23 protein-coding genes are annotated in these 25,823 nt (G+C 62.3%); 14 read left to right on the forward strand and 9 right to left on the reverse strand.

The genetic code is table 11. The features are described from left to right. Window positions 1–109: 109 nt before the first annotated feature. The gene (locus tag HQ843_RS23665; protein ID WP_180900902.1) at window positions 110–280 is read left to right on the forward strand and encodes a hypothetical protein; all 171 of its coding nucleotides are present in this window, start codon (window positions 110–112) and stop codon (window positions 278–280) included. A gap of 113 nt (window positions 281–393) precedes the next feature. Then, window positions 394–576, forward strand: a complete 183-nt coding sequence (locus HQ843_RS23670) for a DUF1059 domain-containing protein (protein WP_180900901.1) — start codon at window positions 394–396, stop codon at window positions 574–576. Here HQ843_RS23670 and HQ843_RS23675 read toward each other — a convergent pair. Genes HQ843_RS23675 through HQ843_RS23685 form a run of 3 tightly spaced genes read right to left on the reverse strand, consistent with a single transcriptional unit; the run spans window position 573 to window position 3,072 of the window. Continuing rightward, window positions 573–1,838, reverse strand: a complete 1,266-nt coding sequence (locus HQ843_RS23675) for a CCA tRNA nucleotidyltransferase (RefSeq protein WP_180900900.1) — start codon at window positions 1,836–1,838, stop codon at window positions 573–575. The genes HQ843_RS23670 and HQ843_RS23675 overlap by 4 nt on opposite strands. Next, window positions 1,835–2,467, reverse strand: a complete 633-nt coding sequence (locus HQ843_RS23680) for an NUDIX hydrolase (protein ID WP_180900899.1) — start codon at window positions 2,465–2,467, stop codon at window positions 1,835–1,837. The genes HQ843_RS23675 and HQ843_RS23680 overlap by 4 nt, the downstream gene beginning before the upstream one ends. Then, complete coding sequence (locus tag HQ843_RS23685; RefSeq protein WP_180900898.1) at window positions 2,464–3,072, reverse strand: DUF1285 domain-containing protein; 609 nt, start codon at window positions 3,070–3,072, stop codon at window positions 2,464–2,466. The genes HQ843_RS23680 and HQ843_RS23685 overlap by 4 nt, the downstream gene beginning before the upstream one ends. A gap of 161 nt (window positions 3,073–3,233) precedes the next feature. On the opposite strand from HQ843_RS23685, the gene HQ843_RS23690 reads away from it, so the two are divergent. Genes HQ843_RS23690 through HQ843_RS23705 form a run of 4 tightly spaced genes read left to right on the forward strand, consistent with a single transcriptional unit; the run spans window position 3,234 to window position 10,004 of the window. Continuing rightward, window positions 3,234–4,235 (forward strand): AAA family ATPase, encoded by a 1,002-nt coding sequence (locus tag HQ843_RS23690; protein WP_180900897.1) that lies wholly within the window; start codon window positions 3,234–3,236, stop codon window positions 4,233–4,235. An 11-nt stretch (window positions 4,236–4,246) separates the two neighbouring features. Further along, window positions 4,247–5,155: a DUF58 domain-containing protein gene (locus HQ843_RS23695; protein WP_180900896.1), complete on the forward strand. Its 909-nt coding sequence runs from the start codon at window positions 4,247–4,249 to the stop codon at window positions 5,153–5,155. After that, a complete protein-coding gene (locus HQ843_RS23700) occupies window positions 5,155–7,941 on the forward strand; it encodes a DUF4159 domain-containing protein (RefSeq protein ID WP_180900895.1) in 2,787 nt (928 codons plus the stop codon). Before HQ843_RS23695 ends, HQ843_RS23700 begins: the two co-directional genes overlap by 1 nt. After that, entirely contained in the window at window positions 7,941–10,004 is a 2,064-nt protein-coding gene (locus HQ843_RS23705) for a hypothetical protein (protein ID WP_180900894.1), read from the forward strand. The genes HQ843_RS23700 and HQ843_RS23705 overlap by 1 nt, the downstream gene beginning before the upstream one ends. 188 nt (window positions 10,005–10,192) lie before the next feature. Here the strand turns inward: HQ843_RS23705 and HQ843_RS23710 are convergent, their stop codons facing one another. Further along, window positions 10,193–10,690, reverse strand: a complete 498-nt coding sequence (locus HQ843_RS23710; RefSeq protein ID WP_180900893.1) for a GNAT family N-acetyltransferase — start codon at window positions 10,688–10,690, stop codon at window positions 10,193–10,195. A gap of 273 nt (window positions 10,691–10,963) precedes the next feature. Here HQ843_RS23710 and HQ843_RS23715 point away from each other — a divergent pair, with 273 nt between their 5' ends. Both HQ843_RS23715 and HQ843_RS23720 read left to right on the forward strand, forming a co-directional pair. Further along, window positions 10,964–11,935 (forward strand): glutathione S-transferase family protein, encoded by a 972-nt coding sequence (locus HQ843_RS23715; RefSeq protein WP_180900892.1) that lies wholly within the window; start codon window positions 10,964–10,966, stop codon window positions 11,933–11,935. Window positions 11,936–12,086: 151 nt separating this feature from the next. Further along, window positions 12,087–13,001: a metallophosphoesterase family protein gene (locus tag HQ843_RS23720; protein WP_180900891.1), complete on the forward strand. Its 915-nt coding sequence runs from the start codon at window positions 12,087–12,089 to the stop codon at window positions 12,999–13,001. Here HQ843_RS23720 and HQ843_RS23725 read toward each other — a convergent pair. After that, on the reverse strand, window positions 12,986–13,675 hold the full coding sequence (locus HQ843_RS23725) for a CerR family C-terminal domain-containing protein (protein ID WP_180900890.1): 690 nt from the start codon (window positions 13,673–13,675) through the stop codon (window positions 12,986–12,988). The genes HQ843_RS23720 and HQ843_RS23725 overlap by 16 nt on opposite strands. Before the next feature lie 377 nt (window positions 13,676–14,052). On the opposite strand from HQ843_RS23725, the gene HQ843_RS23730 reads away from it, so the two are divergent. Next, complete coding sequence (locus HQ843_RS23730) at window positions 14,053–14,592, forward strand: hypothetical protein (protein WP_180900889.1); 540 nt, start codon at window positions 14,053–14,055, stop codon at window positions 14,590–14,592. A 56-nt stretch (window positions 14,593–14,648) separates the two neighbouring features. On the opposite strand, the gene leuA is transcribed toward HQ843_RS23730, so the two are convergent. The 3 genes from leuA to lepA form a co-directional block, all read right to left on the reverse strand. Beyond that, window positions 14,649–16,346 carry a 2-isopropylmalate synthase gene (gene leuA, locus HQ843_RS23735; RefSeq protein ID WP_180900888.1) on the reverse strand — a complete coding sequence of 566 codons (1,698 nt, stop codon included), beginning with the start codon at window positions 16,344–16,346 and terminating at the stop codon, window positions 14,649–14,651. Between the two features lie 298 nt (window positions 16,347–16,644). Next, window positions 16,645–17,832 (reverse strand): benzoate/H(+) symporter BenE family transporter, encoded by a 1,188-nt coding sequence (locus HQ843_RS23740; RefSeq protein ID WP_180900887.1) that lies wholly within the window; start codon window positions 17,830–17,832, stop codon window positions 16,645–16,647. A 415-nt stretch (window positions 17,833–18,247) separates the two neighbouring features. Further along, the gene (gene lepA, locus HQ843_RS23745; RefSeq protein ID WP_180900886.1) at window positions 18,248–20,074 is read right to left on the reverse strand and encodes a translation elongation factor 4; all 1,827 of its coding nucleotides are present in this window, start codon (window positions 20,072–20,074) and stop codon (window positions 18,248–18,250) included. 367 nt (window positions 20,075–20,441) lie between these two features. Between lepA and HQ843_RS23750 the strand changes: the two genes are divergently transcribed. The 5 genes from HQ843_RS23750 to HQ843_RS30120 all read left to right on the forward strand — a co-directional run bounded on the left by HQ843_RS23750 (window position 20,442) and on the right by HQ843_RS30120 (window position 25,051). Further along, a complete protein-coding gene (locus HQ843_RS23750) occupies window positions 20,442–21,848 on the forward strand; it encodes a hypothetical protein (protein ID WP_180900885.1) in 1,407 nt (468 codons plus the stop codon). 135 nt (window positions 21,849–21,983) lie between these two features. Beyond that, window positions 21,984–22,559 (forward strand): helix-turn-helix domain-containing protein, encoded by a 576-nt coding sequence (locus tag HQ843_RS23755; protein ID WP_180900884.1) that lies wholly within the window; start codon window positions 21,984–21,986, stop codon window positions 22,557–22,559. Window positions 22,560–22,567: 8 nt separating this feature from the next. Further along, complete coding sequence (locus tag HQ843_RS23760) at window positions 22,568–23,089, forward strand: GNAT family N-acetyltransferase (RefSeq protein ID WP_180900883.1); 522 nt, start codon at window positions 22,568–22,570, stop codon at window positions 23,087–23,089. Window positions 23,090–23,233: 144 nt separating this feature from the next. Then, the gene (locus HQ843_RS23765) at window positions 23,234–24,265 is read left to right on the forward strand and encodes a histone deacetylase family protein (RefSeq protein WP_180900882.1); all 1,032 of its coding nucleotides are present in this window, start codon (window positions 23,234–23,236) and stop codon (window positions 24,263–24,265) included. A gap of 120 nt (window positions 24,266–24,385) precedes the next feature. Next, window positions 24,386–25,051: a BA14K family protein gene (locus HQ843_RS30120; protein ID WP_371822113.1), complete on the forward strand. Its 666-nt coding sequence runs from the start codon at window positions 24,386–24,388 to the stop codon at window positions 25,049–25,051. A gap of 79 nt (window positions 25,052–25,130) precedes the next feature. Here the strand turns inward: HQ843_RS30120 and HQ843_RS23775 are convergent, their stop codons facing one another. Then, window positions 25,131–25,616 carry an acyl-CoA thioesterase gene (locus tag HQ843_RS23775; protein WP_180900881.1) on the reverse strand — a complete coding sequence of 162 codons (486 nt, stop codon included), beginning with the start codon at window positions 25,614–25,616 and terminating at the stop codon, window positions 25,131–25,133. Window positions 25,617–25,823 lie beyond the last annotated feature (207 nt).

The following is a 25,823-nucleotide window of genomic DNA, read 5'->3' on the forward strand; positions in this document are numbered from 1 at the left end:
ATAGTTAATTTTTCATCAAAGAATCGCCTTGTTCGCCTTGCATTCATGGGCTCCCTGCACCACGTCAATGTAAGACTTGATTGCAAACTTGTTCGGGAGGAGCTGAACAATGACGAAGAAAGTCGAAATCAAGGAAGACAGAAAGCCGTCGGACCATCAGAAGCCGAAACCCCATAAGGTTGCGGTCACCGACGACAGCGCATACGCAGCCCATATCGCCCGCCGGCATGGCCGGCCCTGCGAAAGCTCGGCTGTGTTTGAAACCTGGGCCCAGCATTGAAATGGGGAGCCGCCCCGTGCGGCTCCGTCCGGGCTCTACTGCCGCGCTTTCGCGGCATTTGAGAAAGACCTCCCGGCCTTTGCGGCAGGGAGGCCAATCCAAAGGAGGATACCATGAAACGTTTTGATTGCGGTTCACTCGTACCCGGTTGCACCTTTCATGCCCGCGCGGACGAGGAGGCGGAGGTCGTCCGTCGCGCCGTCGAGCATTTGAGGACAACCCATGGCGAGACCATTATTCGCGAGAACATGGTCGAAAACATCAAGGCGCGCGTGAAGGACGAGGAACAGGTCTAGGCCTTGCCCGCCCGAAGCGTCTCAAGCCGGGCAGCAAGCGCTGCCCGGTCAGCCTTGAAGTCGCCGTCAACCCACCATTCCTCCAGTTTCTTCAGATAATCCCCGACCTGCGGCCCCGCCGACACGCCGGCGGCAACAATATCCCCGCCCGAAAGCGGCATCTGCGGCTTTTCCCATGTCTCCGCCAGACCGACCAGTTGCCCGAGCCTGCCGGCCTCGCCCGCGGCATCGAGATCGCCCGCGCCCGCTTTTCCGCGCACCGTGGCCAGCGCCAGTTTCAGCCTGATCAGAATACCGCCCCTGCCATTGCGGTAAAGCAACTTCCGCAATGCTGGCGCTGTGGTCGCACCGCTTAACGCCGGCGCTGTCGCGAAGGCGAGCAGGAGCGCGCGCTCGGCATTGGAGAGCCTGAGCCGATCGGCGAGTTCCGTGACGCGGACATCATAGGGCGGAATGATCGCGGCGAGCCGCAGATACGGGTCCGGCCGCCAGCCGAGCGAGGCTTCGCAATCGATCAGCGCGGGAATAGCGTCGATCCCCCATTTCTCGCTCTCCGGCACGATCGCGGTCAGAACGCCTGTCTGGCGCATCCATAACAGCGCGCGCGACGGGTCACGGGCGGCGAGCAGCTTCTTCGTCTCGGCCCACACCCGCTCGGCCGAAAGCGAGGCAAGACCGTCGCGCGCGCGAACCGAAGCGCGCAGACCCTCCGCATCCGGCCTGCCGCCGCCATACCAGGCGAAGAACCGGAAAAACCGCAGGATCCTGAGATAATCCTCCCGGATCCGCGTTTCGGCCTCGCCGATGAACCGCACCGTCTTGGTCTCGATATCGCCAAGCCCACCGACGGGATCATGGATTTTGCCATCGGCATCGGCATAGAGCGCGTTGATGGTGAAGTCGCGCCGCGCGGCATCCTCGGCCCAGTCCGTGCCGAAGCGCACGGTCGCATGGCGGCCGAAGGTCTCGACGTCGGCGCGAAGCGTGGTCACCTCGAACGGCTTGCCGTCACAGACCACCGTCACCGTGCCATGATCGATGCCGGTCGGGATCGCCTTCATGCCGCTTTCCCTGGCACGGGCGATGACGGCGTCGGGCAAAAGCGTTGTCGCAAGATCGGTATCGCCGACCGGAACGCCCATCAGCGCATTGCGCACCGCGCCGCCGACAATACGGGTTTCGCCGCCGTCGCCGTTGAGAAGGCGCAGAACCTTCCTGAGCCGGTCGTCGTTGAACCAGTCCTGACTGCCAAGCTCGATCACGCGTAAAGCCTTTCGTAAATTGTCCTGACGATGCCGGCGGTTATCCCCCAGATCCGGTGGTCGCCGAACTTGATTTCGTAATATTGCCGCATACTTCCGCCCAGCATCGCGGTGCCCCGGGCATGGTTGGCGGGGTCCATCATGAAGCCGAGCGGAACTTCGAACACCGCATCGACCTCATCGGGATTGATGTTCAGGGAAAAGCCCGGGCGCACCACCGAAAGAATCGGCGTGATCCGGAAGCCGCTGCCCGCGAGATAATCCGGCAAGCGGGCGACCGGCTGGACGAAATGGCGGGCAAGTCCGATTTCCTCCTCGCTTTCGCGCAGCGCCGCATCTTCCGGCGAACGGTCGTCCGGATCGATCGAGCCGCCCGGAAAGGCGATCTGGCCGGAATGCTTGCGCAGTTTCGTCGTGCGCCGGGTGAAGATCACCCGCGCCTCGTCGCCATAGTCGACCACCGGCACCAGCACGGCGGCCGCGCGCATATCCAGGTCTTCGTAATAGGCGAACAGATCGGGATTGAGCTTGTGATCGCCGTGATCGCGCCATGCATGTTCCGACGGCCGGCCGCGCTGGCGAAGCGCGCGTTCCCGGAAAGCGCCTGCGGCAAATGGTGTTTCCTTCACAGGCGTTGCTCCAACGCGGCCATATCCATGACCGGAAACGCAGCGCCGCCGGCGCGAATCGCGAACATCGCCCGGCCTTCGATCTCGATTTCCTCGCCAAGCGCCATCAGGTCATAGGTCAGCGCCCGCGAAAACAACGCCTCAAGCCGGCCGCGCACCAGCACATAGGGCTTCAGCCCGTCATCATCGCCGCTGGCATCGAAGCGCAACGGATGGTCGGGACCGGCCTCGACCAAATCGCCCATATTGGTGCGAATCACCAGCGTCCGGCTGTCTCCCACACCCTCGACCTCCATCCCGACGGCGATGAACGGGGCGTCCTCGACCCTGATCCGGAGTTTTTCCACCGGCGTCACCAGATAGGTCTCGCCGTCTTCGTCCTTACGCAGCACGGTAGAGAAAAGCTGGACCAGAGCCGCGCGGCCGATTGGCGACCCCTGATACAACCAGGCCCCGTCACCGCGGATTTCCATGTCGATATCGCCACAGAACGCCGGTTCCCACGCATCCACGGGCGCCGGCTTGCGCAATGTGCCGCCGTCAAGCTGGCGGGTGATAGCCGAGGCCAGCCCGCCGGCATCGCCCGCTATGTTGCCTTGCGTCATTTTTCCGTCTCACTTTCAGGGCCAAACTGGCCTCCTCTCGAAATAGTCATTTCAAACCGGCTTGTCAGCCGCCCGCAGGTGATTATCCTTTCCCGACAGGCAGCGCTCCACCATTTCGCCGCCTGAGACCCGAACTGGCCATGGGCCATGGAGACATGTGAATGGGCGCGATTGACACAGAAGAAACGCACGGGATCGTGGCGGAAGCCGAAAGGGCGCTCGCCGATATCAGGATCGTGCGCGAAGAAGTGTCGAAAGTCATCTACGGACAGGAAAGCGTGGTCGAGAACGTGCTGCTTGCGATCCTGTCCGGCGGCCATGCGCTGCTGGTCGGCGTGCCCGGGCTTGCCAAGACCAAGCTGGTATCCACGCTCGGCACCGTGCTCGGCCTTGACAGCAACCGCATCCAGTTCACCCCCGACCTGATGCCCTCCGATATTCTGGGTTCGGAAGTGCTGGAGGAAAGCGAGGCCGGCCGCCGCGCCTTCCGTTTCATCAAGGGACCTGTGTTTGCGCAATTGCTGATGGCCGACGAAATCAACCGCGCCTCGCCGCGCACCCAGTCTGCGCTGCTGCAGTCGATGCAGGAATATGCCGTCACCATCGCCGGCCAGCATTATAATTTGCCGCGACCGTTCCACGTGCTCGCCACCCAGAACCCGCTGGAGCAGGAAGGCACTTATCCGTTGCCCGAAGCCCAGCTCGACCGGTTTCTGTTGCAGGTCAATGTCGATTATCCCGACCTCGCCTCCGAACGTCGCATCCTGCTCGAAACCACGGGTGCGGTGGAAGAAACCGCAAGCCCTGTGCTGAGCGCCGCGCGGCTGATGGAAATCCAGACGCTGATCCGCAAGATGCCGGTGAGCGAAAGCGTACTGGAGGCGATCCTTGCGCTGGTGCGCGCCGCGCGTCCCGGCGAAGGCCATGCCGATACCGACCGCGACGTTGCCTGGGGTCCCGGCCCGCGTGCCGGCCAGTCGCTGATGCTGACGGCGCGCGCAAGGGCGCTCTACGAGGGCCGGCTCGCGCCCTCCGTCGATGATGTGCGCGCGCTTGCCGGCCCGGTGCTGCAGCATCGCATGGCGCTGACCTTCTCCGCCCGGGCGGAGGGAACCACCGTGACCGACGTCATCGCCGCAATCGCCAAGCGCGATCTCAACTGACAGGCTTGCCATTGGCTGCAATCGGACAAACGACACCGCCAACCGCCCGCAATTCGGCCCTTGCCGAGGGCAGGCGGCGTGCGGCCCTGCTGCCGGATTGCCTGATCGAGGCAAGGCGGATCGCCAATACCGTGATTTCAGGCTGGCACGGACGCAGGCGGCGGGGGCCGGGCGAGAATTTCTGGCAATTCAGACCCTATGCGCCGGGCGAATCGATGATGCGCATCGACTGGCGGCGTTCTGCGCGCGACGACCATATCTATGTCCGCGACATGGAATGGGAGGCAGCCCACACCGTCTGGCTGTTCGCCGATCTCAGCCCGTCGATGCATTTCCGCTCGGAGCTTGCCCCGGTTTCCAAGGAACATCGCGCGCTGGTGATCCTGCTGGCTCTTGCCGAAACCCTGCTGCGCTCCGGCGAACGCGTCGGCTACCCCGGCCTGATGGAGCCAATCTCCAACAGAAACGGCGCCGAAAAACTTGCCCATGCGCTGGCGACGGCATCCGAAATTCCGGCCGAACTGCCGCAGACCCGGATGATGCGCGGTCCCTCGGAACTGGTGATGATCGGCGATTTCCTGGATGCCCCGGATGCCCTGTTTTCGCAGATCACGCCGCTGTCCGAGCGCGGCCTGCGGGCGCATCTCGTTGAAGTGGCGGACCCCGCCGAGGAGAGTTTCCCCTATAGCGGCCGCACGGCTTTCTCCGATCCCGAAACCGGCCGCGAACTGACGCTCGGCCGCGCCGAAAGCCTGAAGGACGCCTATCTCTCGGAGTATCGCACTCGCCGGCAGGCGATTGCCGATACCGCGCGTCATTCCGGCTGGTCGTTCGTGACCCATCACACCGACCGCCCCGCCTCCGAAGCGCTGACCGCCGTCCATTTGCGCCTGTCCGGCCTCGGCAAAGGGGTGCGGTGATGGAGTTTGCAAGCCCGCTCATTCTGGCCGCGCTGGCGGTGCTTCCGGCAATCTGGTGGCTGTTGAAGTTGACGCCGCCGCGCCCGCGCCGCGAGGTGTTTCCGCCGCTTGCGATCCTGCTGCGGCTTGCCAGACGCGACGAGACGCCGGCGAAGAGCCCGTGGTGGCTGACATTGCTGCGCATGGCGCTGGCCGCGCTGGTGATCCTCGCGATCGCCAATCCGGTGATCGATCCCGAGCGCACCGCGATTGCGACCGGCGGCCCGCTGGCGCTGCTGATCGACAATGGCTGGGCCAGCGCCGAGGACTGGAAGGCGCGAACCCGCGCCGCCGAAACGCTGATCGACGCTGCCGCCGATGCCGACCAGCCGATCATGATGGCGTTCACCGCCGAGACCGCCAATGATCCGAGCCCGGTTTCGGCAACCGAGGCGCGCCGCCGCCTCGCCGCCGCCGAACCGCGCGCCGCCCGGCCCGACCGGCTTGCCGCCGCAACAGCGCTTTCCGAGGCCTTCGGCGAGACCCCGCCGGCAACCGTCGCCTTCATCAGCGATGGCCTGGCCGAACCGGATGACGCAACCGCGTTTTCCATGCTGTCCTCCGCCGAGGACAACATCGTGCTGAGCGCCCCCCGCGCGCTGCCGGTCGCCCTCACTGACGTCCGCAACGACGCGACCGCAAGCCGGATCACCGCAACGCGGGCCGAAGCCGGCGCGCAGGCAGAGATGACGGTCGACGCCTACGATCTTCAGGGTCGGGTGATCGCCACGGCCCCGCTGATCTTTGCGGCAGGCGCAAGGGCCGCGACCACGGAAATCCGCGCGCCGTTCGAGGTTCGCAACGATTTCGCCAGGGTCTCGGTCGACGGCGCCAGCAATGCCGGCGCGGTCCAGCTTCTCGATGACGGCTTCAAGAGACGCCGGGTGGCGCTGATATCGGGCAGCCCGGCAAACGATGCCCAGCCGCTTCTTTCCTCTGCCTATTACCTGCGTCAGGCGCTCTCGCCCTATGCCGATCTGATTTCGAGCGACGCTGCGACCCTGACGGAGGAAATCGCGGCGCTGATTGACCGCAATCCGTCCGTCATGATCCTGAGCGATGTCGGCACACTGCCCGAGGAAGCCCATGCCGAGCTTCAGCAATGGGTAGAGGCCGGCGGTACGCTGGTGCGTTTTGCAGGCCCGCGGCTTGCCGCCGCTTCCGGGGATGACAGTCTTCTGCCGGTGCGGCTGCGTTCCGGCGCGCGGGCATTCGGTGGCGCGATGAGCTGGAGCGAGCCGCAGCCGCTGGCGCCGTTTCCGCCCGACAGTCCTTTCTACGGATTGCCGGTTCCAGACGACATCACCGTCACCCGTCAGGTGCTGGCCGAACCCGCGCCAACGCTTTCCGATCACACCTGGGCAAGCCTTGCCGACGGAACGCCGCTGGTGACCGAGGGCGCGCTCGGCGACGGCCGGATCGTGCTGTTCCATACCTCCGCCGATCCCAACTGGTCGAACCTGCCGATCTCCGGATATTTCGTGGAAATGCTGCGCCGGATCGTCAACCTGTCACGCGCCAGCCAGGCCGAAGAGGGGGAGACCGGGACTGTGGCCCTGCTTTCGCCCTATCGGCTGCTGGCCGCCAACGGGACGCTTACCAGCGATGTGTCGAACGCCAAACCGCTTGCCGTACCCGGCGAACCGGCCGTGGCAACGGCGGAACATCCGCCCGGCCTTTACGGCTCGCCGGACGGCTTCACGGCGCTGAACCTGTTCCAGTCGTCCGATCAGCTCTCGCCGGTCGACACAACGGGCTTTGGCGATGCGGTCAGGACCGAGCCGATCGGCAATGCACGCGCCTTCAGCCTGAAGCCCTGGCTTCTCGCCGCCGCAATGGTGCTGCTGATCATCGACGGCTTTGTCATGATGGCCATGAACGGTGCGTTCCGGACGCTGCGTCCGCGCCGGGCCGCCATGCCCGTTGCGGTACTCGCCGCCTGCGCCCTTGCAATCCCGCTTTATCTCGGGGCGCCGCCGCCGGTTCACGCCCAGGGCGACGATGCGGCAATCGCCGATCTGCTTTACGAGACCCATCTCGCCTATGTCGTCACCGGCGAGGATGAGGTCGACCGGATATCCGAGCGCGGCCTGAAGGGCCTGTCCGACTACATCTCCTACCGCACGGCGCTGGAGCCCGGCGATCCGGTGGGGGTCGATCCGGCCAGCGAGGAACTGGCGTTCTATCCGCTGATCTACTGGCCGATCTCGGCCACCGCGCCGATGCCGTCGCAAGAGGCGATTGCCGGGATCGAGGCCTATATGCGCAATGGCGGCACCGTGCTGTTCGACACCCGCGACCAGTATTCGCCGCTCGGCCAGAATGCCGTCAGCCCGAATACGGCGCGGCTGCGCCAGATACTCGACAATATCGACGTGCCGCCGCTGGAGCCCGTGCCGGACGATCATGTGCTGACCCGGTCATTCTATCTGCTCTCCGATTTCCCCGGCCGCTACGACGGCTCGCCGCTCTGGGTCGAAGCCCGCGCCGGCGAGGATGCAGTCGGCAATATCGTCTCGAGCGGCGGCGACGGCGTCTCGCCGATCCTGATCACCGGCAATGATTTCGCCGGCGCCTGGGCGATCAATCCCGATTCGACGCCGATGCTGCCGACCGTGCCGGAAAATCCGACGCAGCGCCAATATGCCTTCCGAACCGGCGTCAACATCGTGATGTACATGCTGACCGGCAATTACAAGGCCGACCAGGTGCACGTCCCTGCCCTCCTGGAAAGGCTGGGACAATAATGGCGCTGACCTTCGCACCGCTGCTGCCGCTCTGGGCCATCTATATCGCGCTCGCCTTCGTGCTGGCGCTGATGGCGGCCGGCTATCTTGCCCGCATGCGGGCTACCACGCTCAGGGCCGCGGCCGGGCTGTTGCTGGTGACCGCGCTTGCCAACCCGACAATCAGCCGCGAGGAGCGCTCGGCGCTGACAACCATCGTGCCGATCGTGGTCGACCGCAGCCAGAGCCAGTTGACCGAAGAGCGCCAGGGCCAGACGGACGACGCGCTTGCCGCCCTTCAGGCACGGCTTGCCGACGACCCGATGCTGGAGCCCCGGCTGGTCGATGTCGTCACCGCAGACGAAAACGGCCGCGCCGAAACGCTCGCCTTCGCAGCCCTGTCAGAAGCCGTGCGCGATGTGCCGCCGAGCCGTCTGGGCGCCGCCTTCCTGATCACCGACGGCCAGATCCACGACCTGCCGGATGACGCCGGCGGCCTTCCGGGCGCAATCCCGCTCAATACCCTGGTGACCGGAACCGACAGCGAATATGACCGCCGTATCGAGATCAACGAGGCGCCCCGCTTCGGCCTCGTCGGCGACAGCCTGCCGGTGGAATTCACCGTTGTCGATGACGGGCCGGTGGACGAGCACACAAGCGGACCGGCCAAGGTAACGGCCCGCATCAACGGCGAGGTCGCAGCCGAAATGCTGGTTGGCACAAACCTGCCGACGCGTTATGTCTTCGACATTGAGAACGGCGGCGAGAACATTCTCGAACTCTCGGTCGCTCCCGTCGATGGCGAACTGACCACCATCAACAACCGCGCCGTCCAGATCATCGAGGGTATTCGCGAGAACCTCAGGGTGCTGCTGGTATCGGGATCACCGCATTCGGGCGAGCGCACCTGGCGCAACCTGTTGAAATCCGACGCCTCGGTCGACCTTGTGCATTTCACCATTCTGCGCCCACCGGAAAAACAGGACGGCACGCCGATCAACGAACTTTCGCTGATCGCCTTTCCAACCCGCGAACTGTTCATCGACAAGATCGACGATTTCGACCTGATCATCTTCGACCGCTACCAGAACCGCGGCGTGCTGCCGCTGCTCTATTACGACAATATCGCTCAATATGTGCTGAATGGCGGCGCGCTGCTGGTGGCGGCGGGACCGGAGATCGCGGGCCCTGATTCGATCGCCGACACGCCGCTTTCCGCCGTGCTGCCTGCGATCCCCACCGGCGATCTTGCCGAGGGCGGCTTCTATCCCGAAATCTCCGAAACTGGCGAGCGCCATCCGGTCACCCGCGACCTGCCCGGCAGCGCGTCCACACCGCCGGCCTGGGGACGGTGGTTCCGCTCCATTCCCGTGGGTCCGGCGCGCGGGGAAACCGTCATGACCGCCGATGGCGCGCCGCTTCTGGTGCTTTCGCGCGAGGGCGAAGGCCGCGTTGCCGAATTTCTGTCCGACCAGGGCTGGCTGTGGGCGCGCGGTTTCGAGGGCGGCGGCCCCTATGTACCGCTCTACCGCCGGATCGCCCACTGGCTGATGAAGGAACCGGCGCTGGAGGAGGAAACGCTTTCGGCCACGGTGAACGGCGATACGCTCGCAATCACCCGCCAGACGATGGACGAGAGAGCCCCGGACGCCGTCGTCACCACGCCTTCGGGCCAGAGCATCACCGTACCGCTTTCCGAAGCAGAACCGGGTCTCTACCGGGGAGAGGCCCGCGTCGATGAAATGGGGCTGTTCACCGTCGCCAACGGCGATCTTCAGCGCCTCGTCAATGTCGGCGATCCGGACGCGCCGGAATTCAAGGCGATGATCTCGACCACCGCGACGCTCGCCCCGCTTTCACAGGAGACCGGCGGACTGACGCAGCGCATTGCCGACGGCATGCCGCCGATCCGGGTCGTCAACGGCCCGCTGAGAGCCGGCAATGACAGCTATATGCCAATTGTGAAGACCGCCGACACACGGCTTGAAAGCATCCGCTCGCTGCCGCTGTTCAACGGCCTGCTGGGCCTTGCAGCACTTCTGGCGCTGATCTCCGCCACGTGGTGGCGCGAGGGGCGGAACTGAGGCAGCCTTTTGGATATGTGGTAAGAATGTGAGCGGCGGTTTGACGCGATCGTTCGCAACCACGATCTCTCCCCTTGAGGGAGAGATGCCCCGACAGGGGCAGAGAGGGGTGAACCCTTTCCGAGAATTCGGAGCTTGCGGCTGGGAGGGTTTCGCTAACGGCAGATATCCGAGGAAACTGAAAAGCCCTATCCGCGAAAACGCATGATCCCGATAAGCTTCGCCTCGACGCCATCGACAAGGGCAGCAGCCAGAACGCGCCGGTAATCGACCGGCCCCGGCAATCGCAGTGTCGGTGGGACGATCGGGAGGAAGCCGAGAGGGCCGTAATACGGCGGATCGCCGACCAGGATCACAACTTCCGAGCCGACTTCCCTTGCAGCCTGAACCGCGATCTTCACCAGATGCCGGCCGATACCGCGATTCTTGTGCGACGGCTTGACCGCGAGCGGGCCGAGCATGTGCCCCTTCGCCTCACCGGCAAAAACCGGCGTCATCCGCACCGAGGCGATGACCTCGTCACCATCCAGGCAGACGAACGACAATAAGGGATCGTGCGGTCCCTGCTCGCGGATACGGGCCGCCGCGCGCACGTAGCGCGCCGGACCGAATGCCTCGGCATTGATGTCTTCGATGGCGGCGTCGTGGGAAGTCTCTTCCGGGAGGTAACGCAATTCACTCGTCATTGGCGGCTGAACCTGTCTGGAGAACGCATGATTTAGGGGCCGGAGAAAAATCCGGTCTGAACTTCTAATCAGCGTCGTCGCAGGTCCCGCATGACAATTTCCGTATTTGCGTTTCGATCGCCACTAGCAGGAAATGCCGCAGCCGTCCAGACCGGTCGCGCCGAAAACGGCAGCCCCAGAGGGGTATGCAACACACTGTCAATGGTTTCAGGGCTGGCAAAGCGACAACCGCGCCGTATGTAAAAGGGCAAGCCGAATGAAAGGAACAAGCCAATGGGTATGCTGGTAGATGGCGTCTGGAAGGACGTCTGGTACAACACCGACAAGACGGGCGGCAAATTCAAGCGCGAAAACTCGAAATTCAGGAACTGGATCACCGCCGATGGCAGCGCCGGCCCTGATGGCGAAGGCGGGTTTGCGGCGGAGAAAGGTCGCTATCACCTTTATGTCGCACTTGCCTGTCCCTGGGCTCACCGCACGCTGATCTTTCGCAAGCTCAAGGGACTTGAGGACTATATCGACGTCTCGATCGTCGATCCGCTGATGCTTGAAAACGGCTGGGAATTCAAAAACCGCGATGGCGGCACGAAGGACAAGGTGAACGGCGCCGACTATCTCTGGCAAGTCTACGTCAAAGCCGATCCGAAATATTCAGGCCGCGTCACCGTGCCCGTTCTCTGGGACAGGAAGCGCGAGACGATCGTCTCGAACGAATCAGCGGAAATCATCCGCATGTTCAACGGCGCCTTCGACCACCTGACCGGCAATGAAGCCGACTTCTACCCTGAGGACCTGCGCGATGGCATCGACGAGATCAACGCGGTGGTCTACGACGCGGTCAATAACGGCGTCTACAAGGCCGGTTTTGCGACGACGCAGGAAGCCTATTCGGAAAATGTGACGAAGCTGTTCGAAACGCTCGACATGCTGGAAGACCGGCTCGGCGACAACCGCTATCTGATGGGCGACCGGCTGACCGAGGCCGACTGGCGGCTTTTCACCACGCTGGTGCGCTTCGATCCGGTCTATGTCGGCCACTTCAAGTGCAATCTGAGACGGATTGCCGACTATCCCAACCTCTCGGGCTATCTGCGCGAACTTTATCAGGTCCCGGGCGTCAACGAGACAGTCAACATCGAACACATCAAGCGCCACTATTACGGCTCGCACAAGACCATCAACCCGACCGGCATCGTGCCCGAGGGGCCCCTGCTCGACCTCGACGCGCCGCACGGGCGCGGATAAGGCTTCTCGCAGCCAGGTGCGCTCTCCTGGTCTCCGCGAAAATGCGGTGGGATGAACAGATGGAACGGTTCCGCATTTCAGAAAAAGCGGAACCGTTCCTCCCGGTCAGGGTCTGCTTGTTTCAGCGGCGGCGGAAAGCTAAGAAGACTGTATGTACACAATAGCCCATATTTCCGACATCCATCTCGGACCGCTCCCGCGCCTATCGCCAAAGGAACTGTTTTCCAAGCGGATAACCGGTTTCTTCAACTGGCATCGCAACCGCCGGAAACATCTCGGCAAGGACACGCTCGATAACCTGCTGCTGGCGATCGCGGACGAAAACCCCGATCACCTTGCGATCACCGGCGATCTGGTCAATCTCGCCACCACCAAGGAAATAGAAATCGCCGCCGAATGGCTCAGAAGCGTCGGGCCGCCGCACGAAGTATCGCTGGTGCCGGGCAATCACGATGCCTATGTCGGCGGCGCCTATGCCAAGATTGCGAAGGCGTGGGGAGACTATATGGAAGGCGATGACGCCGAAGGCGAGCATCAGGGCCGGATGACGTTCCCCTATATCCGCAGGCGTGGGCCTGTCGCCATCATCGGTTGCTCATCGGCCATTCCATCGCCGCCGTTTCTGGCGATCGGCTCCTTCGAGGGCAACCAAGCCCGCAAGACCGCCGAGCTTCTCCGCCAGGCCGGAGAGGAAGACCTGTTCCGGATCGTCATGATCCATCACCCCCCCGTGCGCACCGCCGCGGCCCGCCACAAGCGCCTGCTCGGCATTCGCCGGTTCCGGGCAATGATTGCCACCGGCGGCTGCGAACTGGTGCTTCACGGCCATACCCATCTCAACACGGTGCATTTCATCGAAACGCGACACGGTAAAACCCCGGTGATCGGCATTGCGGCCGCCGGTCAGGGAGCGGGCGGAAAGAAGCCGCCGTCCGGCTTCAATCTTATCTCGGTCAGCGGCAGGCCCGGCTCATTCGAAATGCAATGCCGCCGCCACATGCTGAGCGCAACCAGCGGCATCATCGAGCCGGAAAGCGAGTTCAGCTTTTCCTACACCGCAAGCTGATGGATATGTGAACGGCGCACGGCAGGCGTGGTGTAGGCATCGACGATTGCGTTGACATTCAAGCTGACGGCCTTGCGCAGTTTCGCGCACTCATCCATGCCTATGCCGTCCCAGTCGAGGCTGCGCTGCACGATATGGCGACAAATCTTGAAATACTGCGACTGCCCGAGCAGGGTGAAGGTCAGGATCGCCACGTCCTCGCTGCCCTCATCCTGGCCGGTGGCGCGCGCCAGCAATTGCCGCAAATGATTATGCAGGGGTTGAATGAACCGGGTGAACAGCAGGTCGAATGCCTCGCTCGGAAGCGAGATGTAGCGCATGATGAACGCCGAAACCTCGTCCTCGTCGTAATTGGGGGTCATCGGCCGAACCAGTCGCAGCAGCAACTCGATCAACTCCTCCCTCGCTTCGGCCGGCGTCATCCTGTCCGAAATCGGCTCCAGCATCGCGCTGCCGATATTGTTTTCCGCAATCTCGATCACATAAAGGGCACAGGCGCGCATAAGCCCCGGTTTGCCGCCGAAGTGATAGGCGATACTGCCGATATTTGCTTCCGACAATTCCGCGATTTTACGTGTAGAAACAGCGTTATAACCATATTCTCCAAAAAGCCGGAGGGCTGCGGAGATAATCGCCTGTCTCGTTGCTGCTGCGCCGCTTTGGGTTTCGATCATGGCTTTGTTTGTTACTCTGCTTTCCGCCAAACGTTGATCAAGATCTCATCCTCCCCTTCATTTTATTGTCCTGTTGGCACGAAGATAAAGCAACCGGCTCGCGAGCGCCAGCCATATTTCGGCCATATTCCGCCAGGAAACCACAACAACAGCGGATTGCGGAATAATTATATATGCTTTCCGCCGGGTGAAACGCCGCACGACCCTTGTTTCCGCCATTTACACAAGGCAATATCGCGCCAGCATACGGTCCGGTCGAGGGGTTGACCAGCCATGGATATATCACGTATGCGATCGAGAGTTTCAAGGTCGTGATGGATTCCGCAGTCATTAAGAGCAGACCGAAAAGGGCAGCAGGCCCGCATCGCCGCCGATGGATGGCGTCGATGGTGTGCGCGGCGTTTCTGGGTATCGGCGTCGCCGTCGGCGCCAGCCTTTCGCGGGATTCCAGCGCCTCTCACGTGGTCGATCTTTCGCTCGAGCAACCCACCGACTGGATCGACGATGTTTGCGCAAGCTTCCGGGTTTTCGGCCGCAAATATCAGCCGCTGGTTGACGTCGGACCGGACGACCCCGCAGCCTTCGCCGAACTCGTCCAGCGTACGATCGGCATCGACATGGCGGTCCCCACTTTCGATGAAGGCGCTTCGATCTTCGAGGGCACGAGGGTCGTCGCGATCGATGGCGCACCCGGCATCGAACTGTTTTACCGCAACGCCGCCGGCGACCTGCTTTCGGTGTTCGTGATGGCCCGCCCCGCCTCGCCTGAAAACGAGGTGACGGATGTGCAGGAGACCATCCGCGACAATCTCACCGTTTCGTGGTGGCAGGGCGAACGCACGCTCGTTGCCGTCGTTGGCCCCTCTTCCGATGCCAACATGCCCGACCTTGCCAAGGCCGCCTATCTCAAGCTCTAAAGCAAAGGCCGGCCACGCGTTGCGCGACCGGCCTTCAGCGGATATTCGAGCGCGCCTTACCGCGCGGCCACGATCTGGTTCGCCGCAGACACGATCGCTTCCAGCGACGCAGCCACGATATTGGTGTTGATGCCGACGCCATACATCTTGCCGCCGTCATAGGCGACCTCGACATAGGCGATTGCCTTGGCATCCGAGCCGTGGTTCAGCGAGTGCTCTGAATAGTCCTCGACCGACAGCGCAATGCCGAGATAGGCGGAAAGCGCGTTGACGAAACCGTCCACCGGGCCGTTGCCCCTGGCCTCGATGCGTTTGGCAACGCCATTATCCTCGATCTCCCCCATCACGACGCGCTGGCCCTTGGCCTGGCCCTGCGGATAGGTCTGGTGATCAACGAACCTGATACGCCCGTTCGGCTGCTCGACATATTTTTCCATGAACACATCGTAGATCCGCTTCGAGGGAAGCTCGCGGCCCTCTTCATCGGTGATCTTCTGCACGTGCTCGCGGAATGCGACCTGCAGGCCGCGCGGCATGTTGATGCCGTGGTCGGATTGCAGGATATAGGCGAGACCGCCCTTGCCGGACTGCGAGTTGATGCGGATGATCGCCTCGTAGGTACGGCCGACATCCTGCGGATCGATCGGCAGATAGGGCACTTCCCATTGCGGCTTGTTGGCGACCTTGATCGCCTTCATGCCCTTGTTGATCGCATCCTGGTGCGAGCCGGAAAAGGCGGTGTAGACCAGTTCGCCGACATAGGGATGGCGCTCCGGGATCACCATCTGGTTGGAATATTCGTAGACTTCCTTGATCCGCTCGATATCCGAGCAGTCCAGTTCCGGATCGACCCCTTGGGTGAACATGTTGAGCGCCAGCGTGACGATATCGACATTGCCGGTGCGCTCGCCATTGCCGAACAGCGTGCCTTCGATCCGGTCGGCGCCGGCCAGAACGCCCATTTCGGCAGCGGCGACGCCCGTGCCGCGATCATTATGCGGATGCACGGACACGATCAGGTTTTCACGATTGTCGAGATTGCGGCACATCCACTCGATCTGGTCGGCATAAATGTTCGGCGTCGACATTTCGACGGTCGAGGGCAGGTTGATGATCAGCTTGTTATCGGGCGTCGGCCTGACCACCTCGATCACCGCATTGCAGATTTCCAGCGCGACTTCCAGCTCGGTCCCGGTAAAGCTTTCCGGCGAATATTCGAACCGGTAGCCGCCGCCGGCCTTTGCCGCCATGTCGGTAATCATCTTTGCCGCATCGACGGCGATCTGGCGAATGCCCGCCACATCCTTGCCGAACACGACCCGGCGCTGCAACTCGCTGGTGGAGTTATAAAAATGCACGATCGGACGGACCGCGCCTTCCAGCGATTCGAATGTGCGGGTGATCAGTTCCGGGCGGCACTGCACCAGCACCTGCAACGAGACATCGTCGCCGACATTGCCGTTTTCGACACACCAGCGGGCGAAGTCGAAATCGGTCTGGGATGCGGAGGGAAACCCGATCTCGATTTCCTTGAAGCCCATATCGAGCAACAGCTGGAACATCCGGGCCTTGCGGTCATGCCCCATCGGATCAACCAGGGCCTGGTTGCCGTCGCGCAGATCGACAGAGCACCAGATCGGCGCCTTTTCGATGCGTTTCGACGGCCATTTCCGGTCGGACATGTCGATCTGCTGATAGGGCTGGTATTTCTGCGCCGCGAACGGCATGCCTTTGGCGGTGGTTTTCACGTCCATTTTATCCTCAACTCCGGCGCTTGTTAACGCTCCACGCGCAATAGCGGCCTTGATCTTCATATTCAGGGATGGGGTGGGGAGCGCTTGTGCCAGGACGGCTTTCCGGCCGCCGGGCGCTCCTCAAAGGACCCGGCAACCGCCGTTAAGGCCGAGAAGAAGAAGCGAGTTCAGGTCGCGCATGGCTGACGCGGCGGCAAAGGTGCCGCGCGAATTATCTGCCTTTTGTGTGTTCGCAAACCTGATCATGATCGTTCCTTAGCTGCATCCGTGCCGAATTGCAATCTCAAACAATCATCGCTCAGACGCGACCGCGCCGCGCCGCCCATCCCTTGAGGCCGTGAATCAACAGCCCGGCAAAAAGACCCCAGAATGCGCCGGAAATACCGAAGAAGCCTACGCCGGAAGCCGCAACCAGAAAAGTGATCGCCGCCGCCTCGCGCGCATCCGGCTCCTTGAACGCGCCCAGAACCGCGCCCCCGAACGCTCCGATCAGGGCAAGGCCAGCCACCGCCTCGATCAGCACCGGCGGCGCCAGCGAGACAAGCGCGACGACGAGCCCGCTGAACAGGCCGAGTACGATATAGCCAACCCCGGCGACGATCGCGGCCCAATAGCGCCGTTTCGGATCGGCATGCGCATCCGGGCCCGCGCACATGGCAGCCGTGATTGCCGCCAGATTGACCCCGTGCCCGCCGAAGGGCGCGATCAACAGCGTCGCCAATCCGGTTGCCGAAAACATGCGGCCGGCCGAAGGACGGTAATCGTTGATATTCAGGATCGCCACGCCCGGAATGTTCTGCGAGGCCATGGTGACGATGAACAGCGGCAGCGCCAGCGAGATCGCGCCCTGAAGCGAGAAATGCGGCGTCACCCAGACCGGCGCGGCAAAGGCGTTGCGGAACACGCCCGACCACGCCTCGCCGCCGATATCGACGCCGAAGATCAGCACGGCGACGAAAGCGAGAAGGGCTGCCGGCACCGCCATCAGCCGGTTGAAGGCCCCGACGATCACCCAGGCCGCCACGATCGGCAGGGCCAGAAGCGGCGAGAACTTCACCGCCTCGACCGGCGCGAAACACAGCGCCAGCAACACGCCGGCCAGCATCGCATTGGCAAGCGGGGCGGGAATAGCGGAGATCGCGCGCCCGACCGGCCTCACCAGACCGGCGACGATGATCAGCACCGCCGAGATCAGAAATGCGCCGACGGCCGCGTTGAACCCGCCGGGCAAAGCGCCGCTGGTCGCCATCAGCGCGGCACCCGGCGTCGACCAGGCAACGCTGACCGGCATGCGCGTAACCGCCGAAATGACAACACCGCACAGCCCCATGCCAATCGAAAGCGCCATCAGGCCCGACGCCGACTGGGCATGGCTGGCGCCCGCCCCTTCCAGCCCTTGCAGCACGACCGAAAACGAACTCGCGAAACCGACAAAGGCGACCAGAAGCCCCATGAACAGGCTCTGCAATGAAAAATCCCGCAGCATTGCGCATCCCCTCATCAACGCCGGGCAATCCGGTGTCCTGCCCTTGGAGGCATCAAGCGTTTGCAGCGGAAATGAAGGTTGCAGTCAAGCCCGACACCGGAATGGCCGGTACGGCGCGGAACAAAGCCTGACACTGCGCGCGGGGGAGACAGGCTTTCGGCTTGTGGTCCGGAGACCCTGGCCGCTATCAATTTCCCCCCTTGAGGGCCCCTTTGGGGGGAGATGTCGTGAACACGACAGAGAGCGGTATCGGGCACAGGCCGCAAATGCCGAATTTTCGGAAAGGGTTCACCCCTCTCTGCCCCTGTCGGGGCATCTCTCCCTCAAGGGGAGAGATTATATGCGAAGAGTTCCGCAAAAAGCCGATAGCCGGAAATCGGCGGCGCATCCGCTGGAGCGGATTTCCCGAAGCCCGTTACTCGTCGCTCATCTTCAGCGCGGCGATGAAGGCTTCCTGCGGGATTTCGACCTTGCCGAACTGGCGCATGCGCTTCTTGCCGGCCTTCTGCTTGTCCAGCAGCTTGCGCTTGCGAGTGGCGTCGCCGCCATAGCACTTGGCCGTCACGTCCTTGCGCAGCGCCGAGATCGTCTCGCGCGCGATCACGGTACCGCCGATCGCGGCCTGGATCGGGATCTTGAACATGTGCTTCGGGATCAGCTCTTTCAGCTTCTCGCACATGTCGCGGCCGCGTTTTTCGGCCGCGGCCCGGTGCACCAGCATGGACAGCGCATCGACCGGCTCGCCGTTGACGAGGATCGACATCTTCACCAGATTTCCCGGACGATACGTATCCAGATGATAGTCGAACGAGGCATAGCCCTTGGAAATCGACTTCAGCCGGTCGTAGAAATCGAACACCACCTCGTTGAGCGGCAGGTCGTAGGAAAGCATCGCCCGGTTGCCGACATAGGTGAGCCCTGTCTGGACGCCGCGCCGGTCCTGGCAAAGCTTCAGGATACTGCCGAGATAGTCGTCCGGCGTCAGGATATTGGCCTTGATCCACGGCTCGCGAATTTCGGCGATCTTGACGACGTCCGGCATGTCGGCGGGGTTGTGCAGTTCGATCTCGGACCCGTCATTCATCGACATTTGGTAGACCACCGAAGGCGCGGTCGCGATCAGGTCGAGGTCGAATTCGCGCTCCAGCCGTTCCTGGACGATTTCCAGATGCAGCAGGCCAAGGAAGCCGCAGCGAAAGCCGAAGCCGAGCGCCGCCGAGCTTTCCATCTCGAAAGAAAACGACGCGTCGTTGAGGCGCAGCTTGCCGACGGCGGCGCGCAGATCCTCGAAGTCGTTGGCGTCAACCGGGAACAGCCCGCAGAACACCACCGGCTGCGCCGGCTTGAAGCCCGGCAGCATCTTCTCGGTCGGGCGCTTGTCCTCGGTGATCGTATCGCCGACGCGGGTATCGGCCACTTCCTTGATCGAGGCGGTGATGACGCCGATCTCGCCGGGGCCGAGTTCGTCGACGACCAGCATTTTGGGCGTCAGCACGCCCACGCGCTCGACATGATATTTGGCGTCGGTGCCCATCATGCGGATGGTCTGGCCCTTCTTCAGCACGCCATCGATGACGCGCACCAGAACCATGACGCCGAGATAGGTGTCGTACCAGCTATCGACCAGCAGTGCCTTCAGCGGCGCGTCGGCGCCCTTTTCGGTCTTCGGCGGCGGCAGGCGCTTGACGATCGCCTCCAGCACATCGGGAATGCCGAGTCCGGTTTTCGCCGAAATCAGCACGGCGTCGGAGGCATCGATGCCGATCACATCCTCGATCTGTTCCTTGACCCGGTCGGGTTCGGCGGCCGGCAGATCGACCTTGTTGAGAACGGTGACGAGTTCATGATCGTTGTCGATCGCCTGATAGACGTTTGCGAGCGTCTGGGCTTCCACGCCCTGCGAGGCATCAACCACCAGCAGCGAGCCCTCGCAGGCCGAAAGCGAGCGCGAGACCTCATAGGCGAAGTCGACATGGCCGGGCGTGTCGATCAGGTTCAGCACATAGGTCTCGCCGTTATTCGCCTTGTAATGCAGGCGCACGGTCTGGGCCTTGATGGTGATGCCGCGCTCGCGCTCGATATCCATATTGTCGAGCACCTGCGCCGACATCTCGCGCTCGGCCAGCCCCCCGCAGGTCTGGATCAGCCGGTCGGCAAGGGTCGACTTGCCGTGGTCGATATGGGCCACGATGGAGAAGTTGCGGATATGGTCCAGCGGAATGCGAGCGTCATTTGTGGTCATGTGCGCGCATATAGCAGCGCAGGCGGCGTCTTCAAAGCGAAATTGCGGGGAGCGCACTCGAAGAAACGGCTGGATATCGCTCTGGTCTCAGGGACACGCGGGATTGAAATGGCTTCAATGTCGCCAGGGGAATGTGCAATCTGTGTCAACAGCGCGGTCTGACGTGTCATGGCAACATCGTCTGCACTGGCCGCCATAGGCACTGCGCCGTTTTCCAATGTATCTGATCGGCAAAGAATGACCTGAATTTCAAGTCTTTTTTACTTGTGCGATAGCGCACGAGTTGTGGTTGATATATTCAGAATGCAATCTATGATTGTTCATTTTTCAAGACCGCTACATGTGAATAGGATGACCGGATAAAAAGATGGAAGCAAAACCAGCACATCCTGAAACTGAATCAGCCACCCCCACATGGAGTTCTCCATCGCGTCTCTTCCAGGATCGAACAGGTGCCGGGCCACGCTGCGCCTGTCTGAACGGCGTTACATGGATTGTCTGGAAGGACTTTGTTTCCAGCGAAATTTTTTACGCTCATGGGAGTGACGGCGTATGGAGCGCGCCAGCGACGCTTGGCATCCGGACAATCTCGGCGCCAACGATCACGGCTCACAATAACCAGATCTATATCGCCTGGCGCAACTATACGGATAATTTCATCTTCTGGTCGGTCTATGACGGCACTGGCTGGAGTATTCCATCAATGGTTCCAGGTGCCAGGACGTTCGAAAACCCGGCGATCGCCAGCTATGATGGCTATCTGTACCTAGCATGCAACGCCGGCGATTATGCCGGGCAGACAGCTGCTCTCTCATATAGCTGGTTTGACGGAGAAAGCTGGTCTGATCCGCAATGGACTGGTTTGTCTGTCTACAGCGGTCCGGCGATGGCGCCTTTTGATGATGCGCTCTACATTGTCGCCTGTCCTGGCCGCGACCAACCCATTGCCTGGTGCCGGATTGTTTCAGGCGTGGTGACGAGGTCGTGGTCTGCAGATCAGGATAAAGCTACCAATTCCGGGCCTGCGCTGGCAAGCGATGGCGACCGGCTATGGTTTATGTGGAAAGACGGCTATCGGTCATCCCTGACATCTGCCAGCTGGACTGAGGGCGCCGGCTGGGGCGACACGCTTCAGGTTAATGGAGCGAACACGATCTTTTCACCTGGCTTGTGTGGCGATTTTTCCGGTCTTCGAACTGTGTGGAAAAACTATAACGACAACACGCTTTACACAAACACGCTAAGCGTTATCGGCGGCAAGGACAACACGGTTTCGGGGTCGACAGACCCGGGAAATTTTGTGACGGTTTCCTTGACCAAAGGCGAGGTATCCCAATCATATCCGCCGGTGCAGGCCGACCACGATGGCAGGTGGTCGACGCGCTTCTTTGCAAACCTGTCTGATGGCAGTTTCGTCAAGGCCACCGCATCCTTTGAAGAGGGCGCTCCGCAATCCGATGACTTTGTCAAGGTCGTTGGCATGACGCAAGCCGGCCCTCTTATCGTCGACAGCGTCACGGAAACATATGTTTCCGGAAAGGCCCCGCAACCCGGTCAGGTGATCAAGGGCTGGCGGTCGACTGACGGAAAGCTGATCGTCAATTATGCGGTGCCATCGGCGTCGGGTGGCGGCGATGGCGTGAGTTTCAAAGCGCAGTATCTGTTTCCGATGGCTCTGATGGAGGGCGATATCATCAACCTCGTCGCGCAGTTTCCTGATGGGGGAACAATGTCACCCTATGTCACTAAATCGGAAGGCTATGGGCGTTTATGAAAGGTATTTGACCGCAGCGTTGGCGTGCCGTTTCTAGCGCAATACCACCGATGACGGGCTGGCGAATTTCATGGGCGTGGTGATTGGCCACGAAAATGGCTTGACTCTCTTATAGTAGAAAGCCATGATCACATCATGGAAAATCTCGATCTCACCTTCGACCATGCCATCGCTGTCAACCTCAAGCGCCTGCGCGCCGCGGCCGGCTTTACGCTGGATGGGCTTGCGGAAGCCTCCGGCGTCAGCAGGGCGATGATTTCGCGCATCGAGCGGGCGGAGGCCTCGCCGTCCGCGCTGATACTGGCAAAGCTCTGCGCCGCGCTCGGCACCTCGCTTTCCGCGTTTTTCGCAGACAGCGACCGGCCCGTCGATCCGCTGTCGCGCCGGGTCGACCAGCCGGTCTGGCGCGATCCCGAAACCGGCTATTCCCGACGCTCGATCTCGCCTTCCGGCACCGGGTCCGGGGTCGATATCGTGCTCGTCCGCTTTCCGGTCGGCGGCAGTATCGCCTACCCGCCCAAACACGGCGCCGAGGGATTAAGCCAGCATATCTGGATCATGAGCGGCGTACTGAAGGTCGAGGTTGGCGACCAGAGCCATCTTCTGTTCAAGGGGGACTGCCTCTATATGCCGGTGGCCGATCCGCATGGGTTTTCCAATGCCGGCGACACCGACGTGCTCTACGCCGTCATCATCGAACGAACGCGATAAGGAGCGCCATGACAAGCATCAGAATATTATCCGCGGAAGAAGCCGTGGCCGCGATCCCGGCGCTTTGCGAACTCCTGCGCGACAGTATCGAGGACAACGCATCGATGGGGTTCATGGCGCCCCATGACCCGGCCGGGGCCCGCGCCTTCTGGCAGGGCGTCGCCGATGGCGTTGCCGAAGGTTTCACCGTGCTGGCGGTGGCGGCGAACGGGGATGACATCGTCGGCACGGTGCAGGCCGGCTTCGCCCGCAAACCCAACCAGCCGCATCGCGGTGATGTGATGAAGCTGATCGTGCGCCGCGACATGCGCGGCAACGGCATCGCGCGCCTGTTGATGGACCGGCTGGAGGCCGAATGCCTCAAACGGGACCGCTGGCTGATGGTGCTCGACACCGCGACGGGAAGCGCTGCCGAAGCGATCTATCCGCGGTTCGGTTGGCAACGCGTCGGCGTCGTGCCCGACTATGCGCTCTATCCCGATGGCGGCTTCTGCGGCACGACGTTCTTCTACAAGCGGCTCGGAGCCTGAGCGCTGCTGACCCCGGCCGGGACCGTCTCGCGACCGGATGCGCGCCTTTCGATTTCTTTCGCCGCTGAATCCCGATAGAACCGGAGAGATAGGCGTCCGGCCACCAGGGCTCGGCGCGATACCGACAGATGGGGTCATGTTGCAATGCGCATTATCTATTCCGAGGATCACAAGTTCCGCGACGCGAAAACGGAGCTGCATGGCGGCGAACTGGTGAAGCCCTTCGAGGGGCCGTTCCGGGCGGAATGGATCTTGGCGGCGCTGAAGGAAAACGGGTTTTCGGATATCGTCGCTCCCGAGGCCCATGGGCTTTCGGTCGCCGCAAAACTGCATGATACCGGCTATCTGGAATTTCTCGAGACGATCTGGGAACGGTGGGTCGCGGCCGGCTTCACCAGCGAGGCGATCCCGATTTCGCTCCCCGTCCGGCGCTCCTATCATGCCCGGCCGCCAAAGAATATCGACGGGCTGCTCGGCTACTACGCCAATTCGGTCGAGACCTCGATCACCGATGGCACCTACCGGGCGGCCGTTGCCGCCAATGACTGCGCGCTGTCGGCGAGCGACCATGTCAATGCCGGCAATCGCCTTGCCTTTGCGCTTTGCCGCCCGCCGGGCCACCATGCCGGGATCGATCTGTTCGGCGGCTATTGTTTCCTGAACAATGCCGCCATCGCGGCCCAGCGGCTCATCGATCACGGCGCCGGCAAGGTCGCGATCCTCGATGTCGATTTTCACCACGGCAACGGCACGCAGGACATCACCTATGAGCGCGACGATATCTTCTTCGCCTCGCTCCATGGCGATCCGGACGATGCCTTTCCCTATTTCTGGGGTCACGCGGAAGAAACCGGCAAGGACAGAGGCGAAGGCTTCAACGCCAACTTCCCCCTCCCCCGCAACACGCCCTGGAGCGCCTATCGCGACGCGCTGGAAAGGGCGATGGCGCGTATCGCCGCCTTCGGCGCGGAGGCGCTGGTGGTCTCGCTCGGCGTCGACACCTTCGAAAAAGATCCAATCTCGTTCTTCAGGCTGACCACGCCCGATTTCCGGCGGATGGGCGCGATCCTCGGATCATCCGGCCTGCCGATCGTCACCGTCATGGAAGGCGGCTACGGCGTTCTCGAAATCGGCCAGAATGTCGCCAATGTGCTCATCGGCATGGAGGAAAGCTGAGGCAACTGGGCCGGCGAAAGCAAGGATTGTTCAGCTTGCGTTCAGCAAAGCAATGCTACCTGCGGTTTAGAATGATCCCGCCCTGTGTGGCGGCTCTCTTGAAGATGCAGGAGGAATGCGATGTTCGGACTTGCACGCAATAGACTGGTGGCCGCCGTCGCTGCTGCCGCACTGGCCTTGTCGCCCATGGCAGCGCTTGCCCACCCGGCAGGCGGTTTTCATGGGGGTGGTTTTCACGGGGGCGGTTTTCACGGCGGGTTTGCGCCCGACGGCCCTGGCTTCGGCCCGGCCTTTCATGGCGGCGGCAGCCCGCACTGGCAGGGCCCTCCTCCGAACTGGCACGACGGCCCGCATGGCGGCGGCCCGCGCGGCCCCGGCCCTGTGCGCGCGCCCAACGGCCAGCCCTGGCACGGCGGTCCGCCTCCCCACTGGCATGGCGGACCTCCGCCGTACTCGCATGGCGGCCCCCCGCCGTACTGGCATGGCGGCCCCTATTATGGCCCGGCCGCACTTGGTCCTTACTGGTATGGCCCGCCATACGGCCCCTATGGTCCGGGCTGGGGCTGGAACGGCGGCGCCTGGGTGCCGTTTGCGGCAGGCGCGCTGATCGGCGGCGGCGTGGTTGCGGCAACCAACAACAACACTGTCAATACGGCGACCACGCCCACGATCAATCCGAAGCACTATCAGTGGTGCGAGGATCGCTACAAATCATACCGCGTCTCGGACAATACCTACCAGCCCTATCACGGGCCAAGGCAGCAGTGCGTTTCGCCGTACTACTGAGGGGGACGACACCCCGCGACGGATCGACGCCGTTGCGGGGTATTTCTGCATCGGCGCCGACACCCGAGTCCGAAGGCTGTTAATCCGCCTTCAGCGCCTTGAAGCGGCTTTCATATTCGCGGCGGAGCTGGTGACGCATCTGCGCCTCCTTGAAACGGCGCTCCTTGTCCGGCGTGCTGAGATCGATCTTCGGAATTGGCGTCGGCTTGCCGTGCTCGTCCACGGCGACCATCGTGAAATAACAGGAATTGGTGTGGCGGCGCTGTCCGCTTCGCACATCCTCGGCCTCGACCCTTATGCCGATCTCCATCGAGGTGCGGCCGGTATAGTTCACCGATGCCCGCATGGTAACAAGTTCCCCCACGCTGATCGGCTCGCGAAACGTCACCTGATCGACCGACAGCGTCACCGCATAATCCTGTGAATATCGCGCGGCGCAGGAATAGGCCACGCGGTCGAGCAGGTTCAGCAGCGCGCCGCCATGCACCTTGCCGGAAAAATTCGCCATGTCCGGCGTCATCAGCACCACCATTTCAAGCTGGCTCGGATCGTGTTCGCGGTCCATTCAGTTCCCCTTGTTGCAAGCCGTTCGCGACCGTTCGGAGTCTTGCCTGAAAGGCGAATGCAATCAACAGCAAACTATGACGTTGGATGAAGACAGGCGCGCGTCCCGGCGCTCTGGACAAGAAATTTCCAGTCTGCATAGTGCAATCAGAAAGAGAGGCGATACATGCGCATATCAATTTCAGCGGACTTCACCCTGTTCGTTTGG

The sequence above is a fragment of the Martelella sp. NC20 genome (assembly GCF_013459645.1).
Taxonomy (GTDB): domain Bacteria; phylum Pseudomonadota; class Alphaproteobacteria; order Rhizobiales; family Rhizobiaceae; genus Martelella.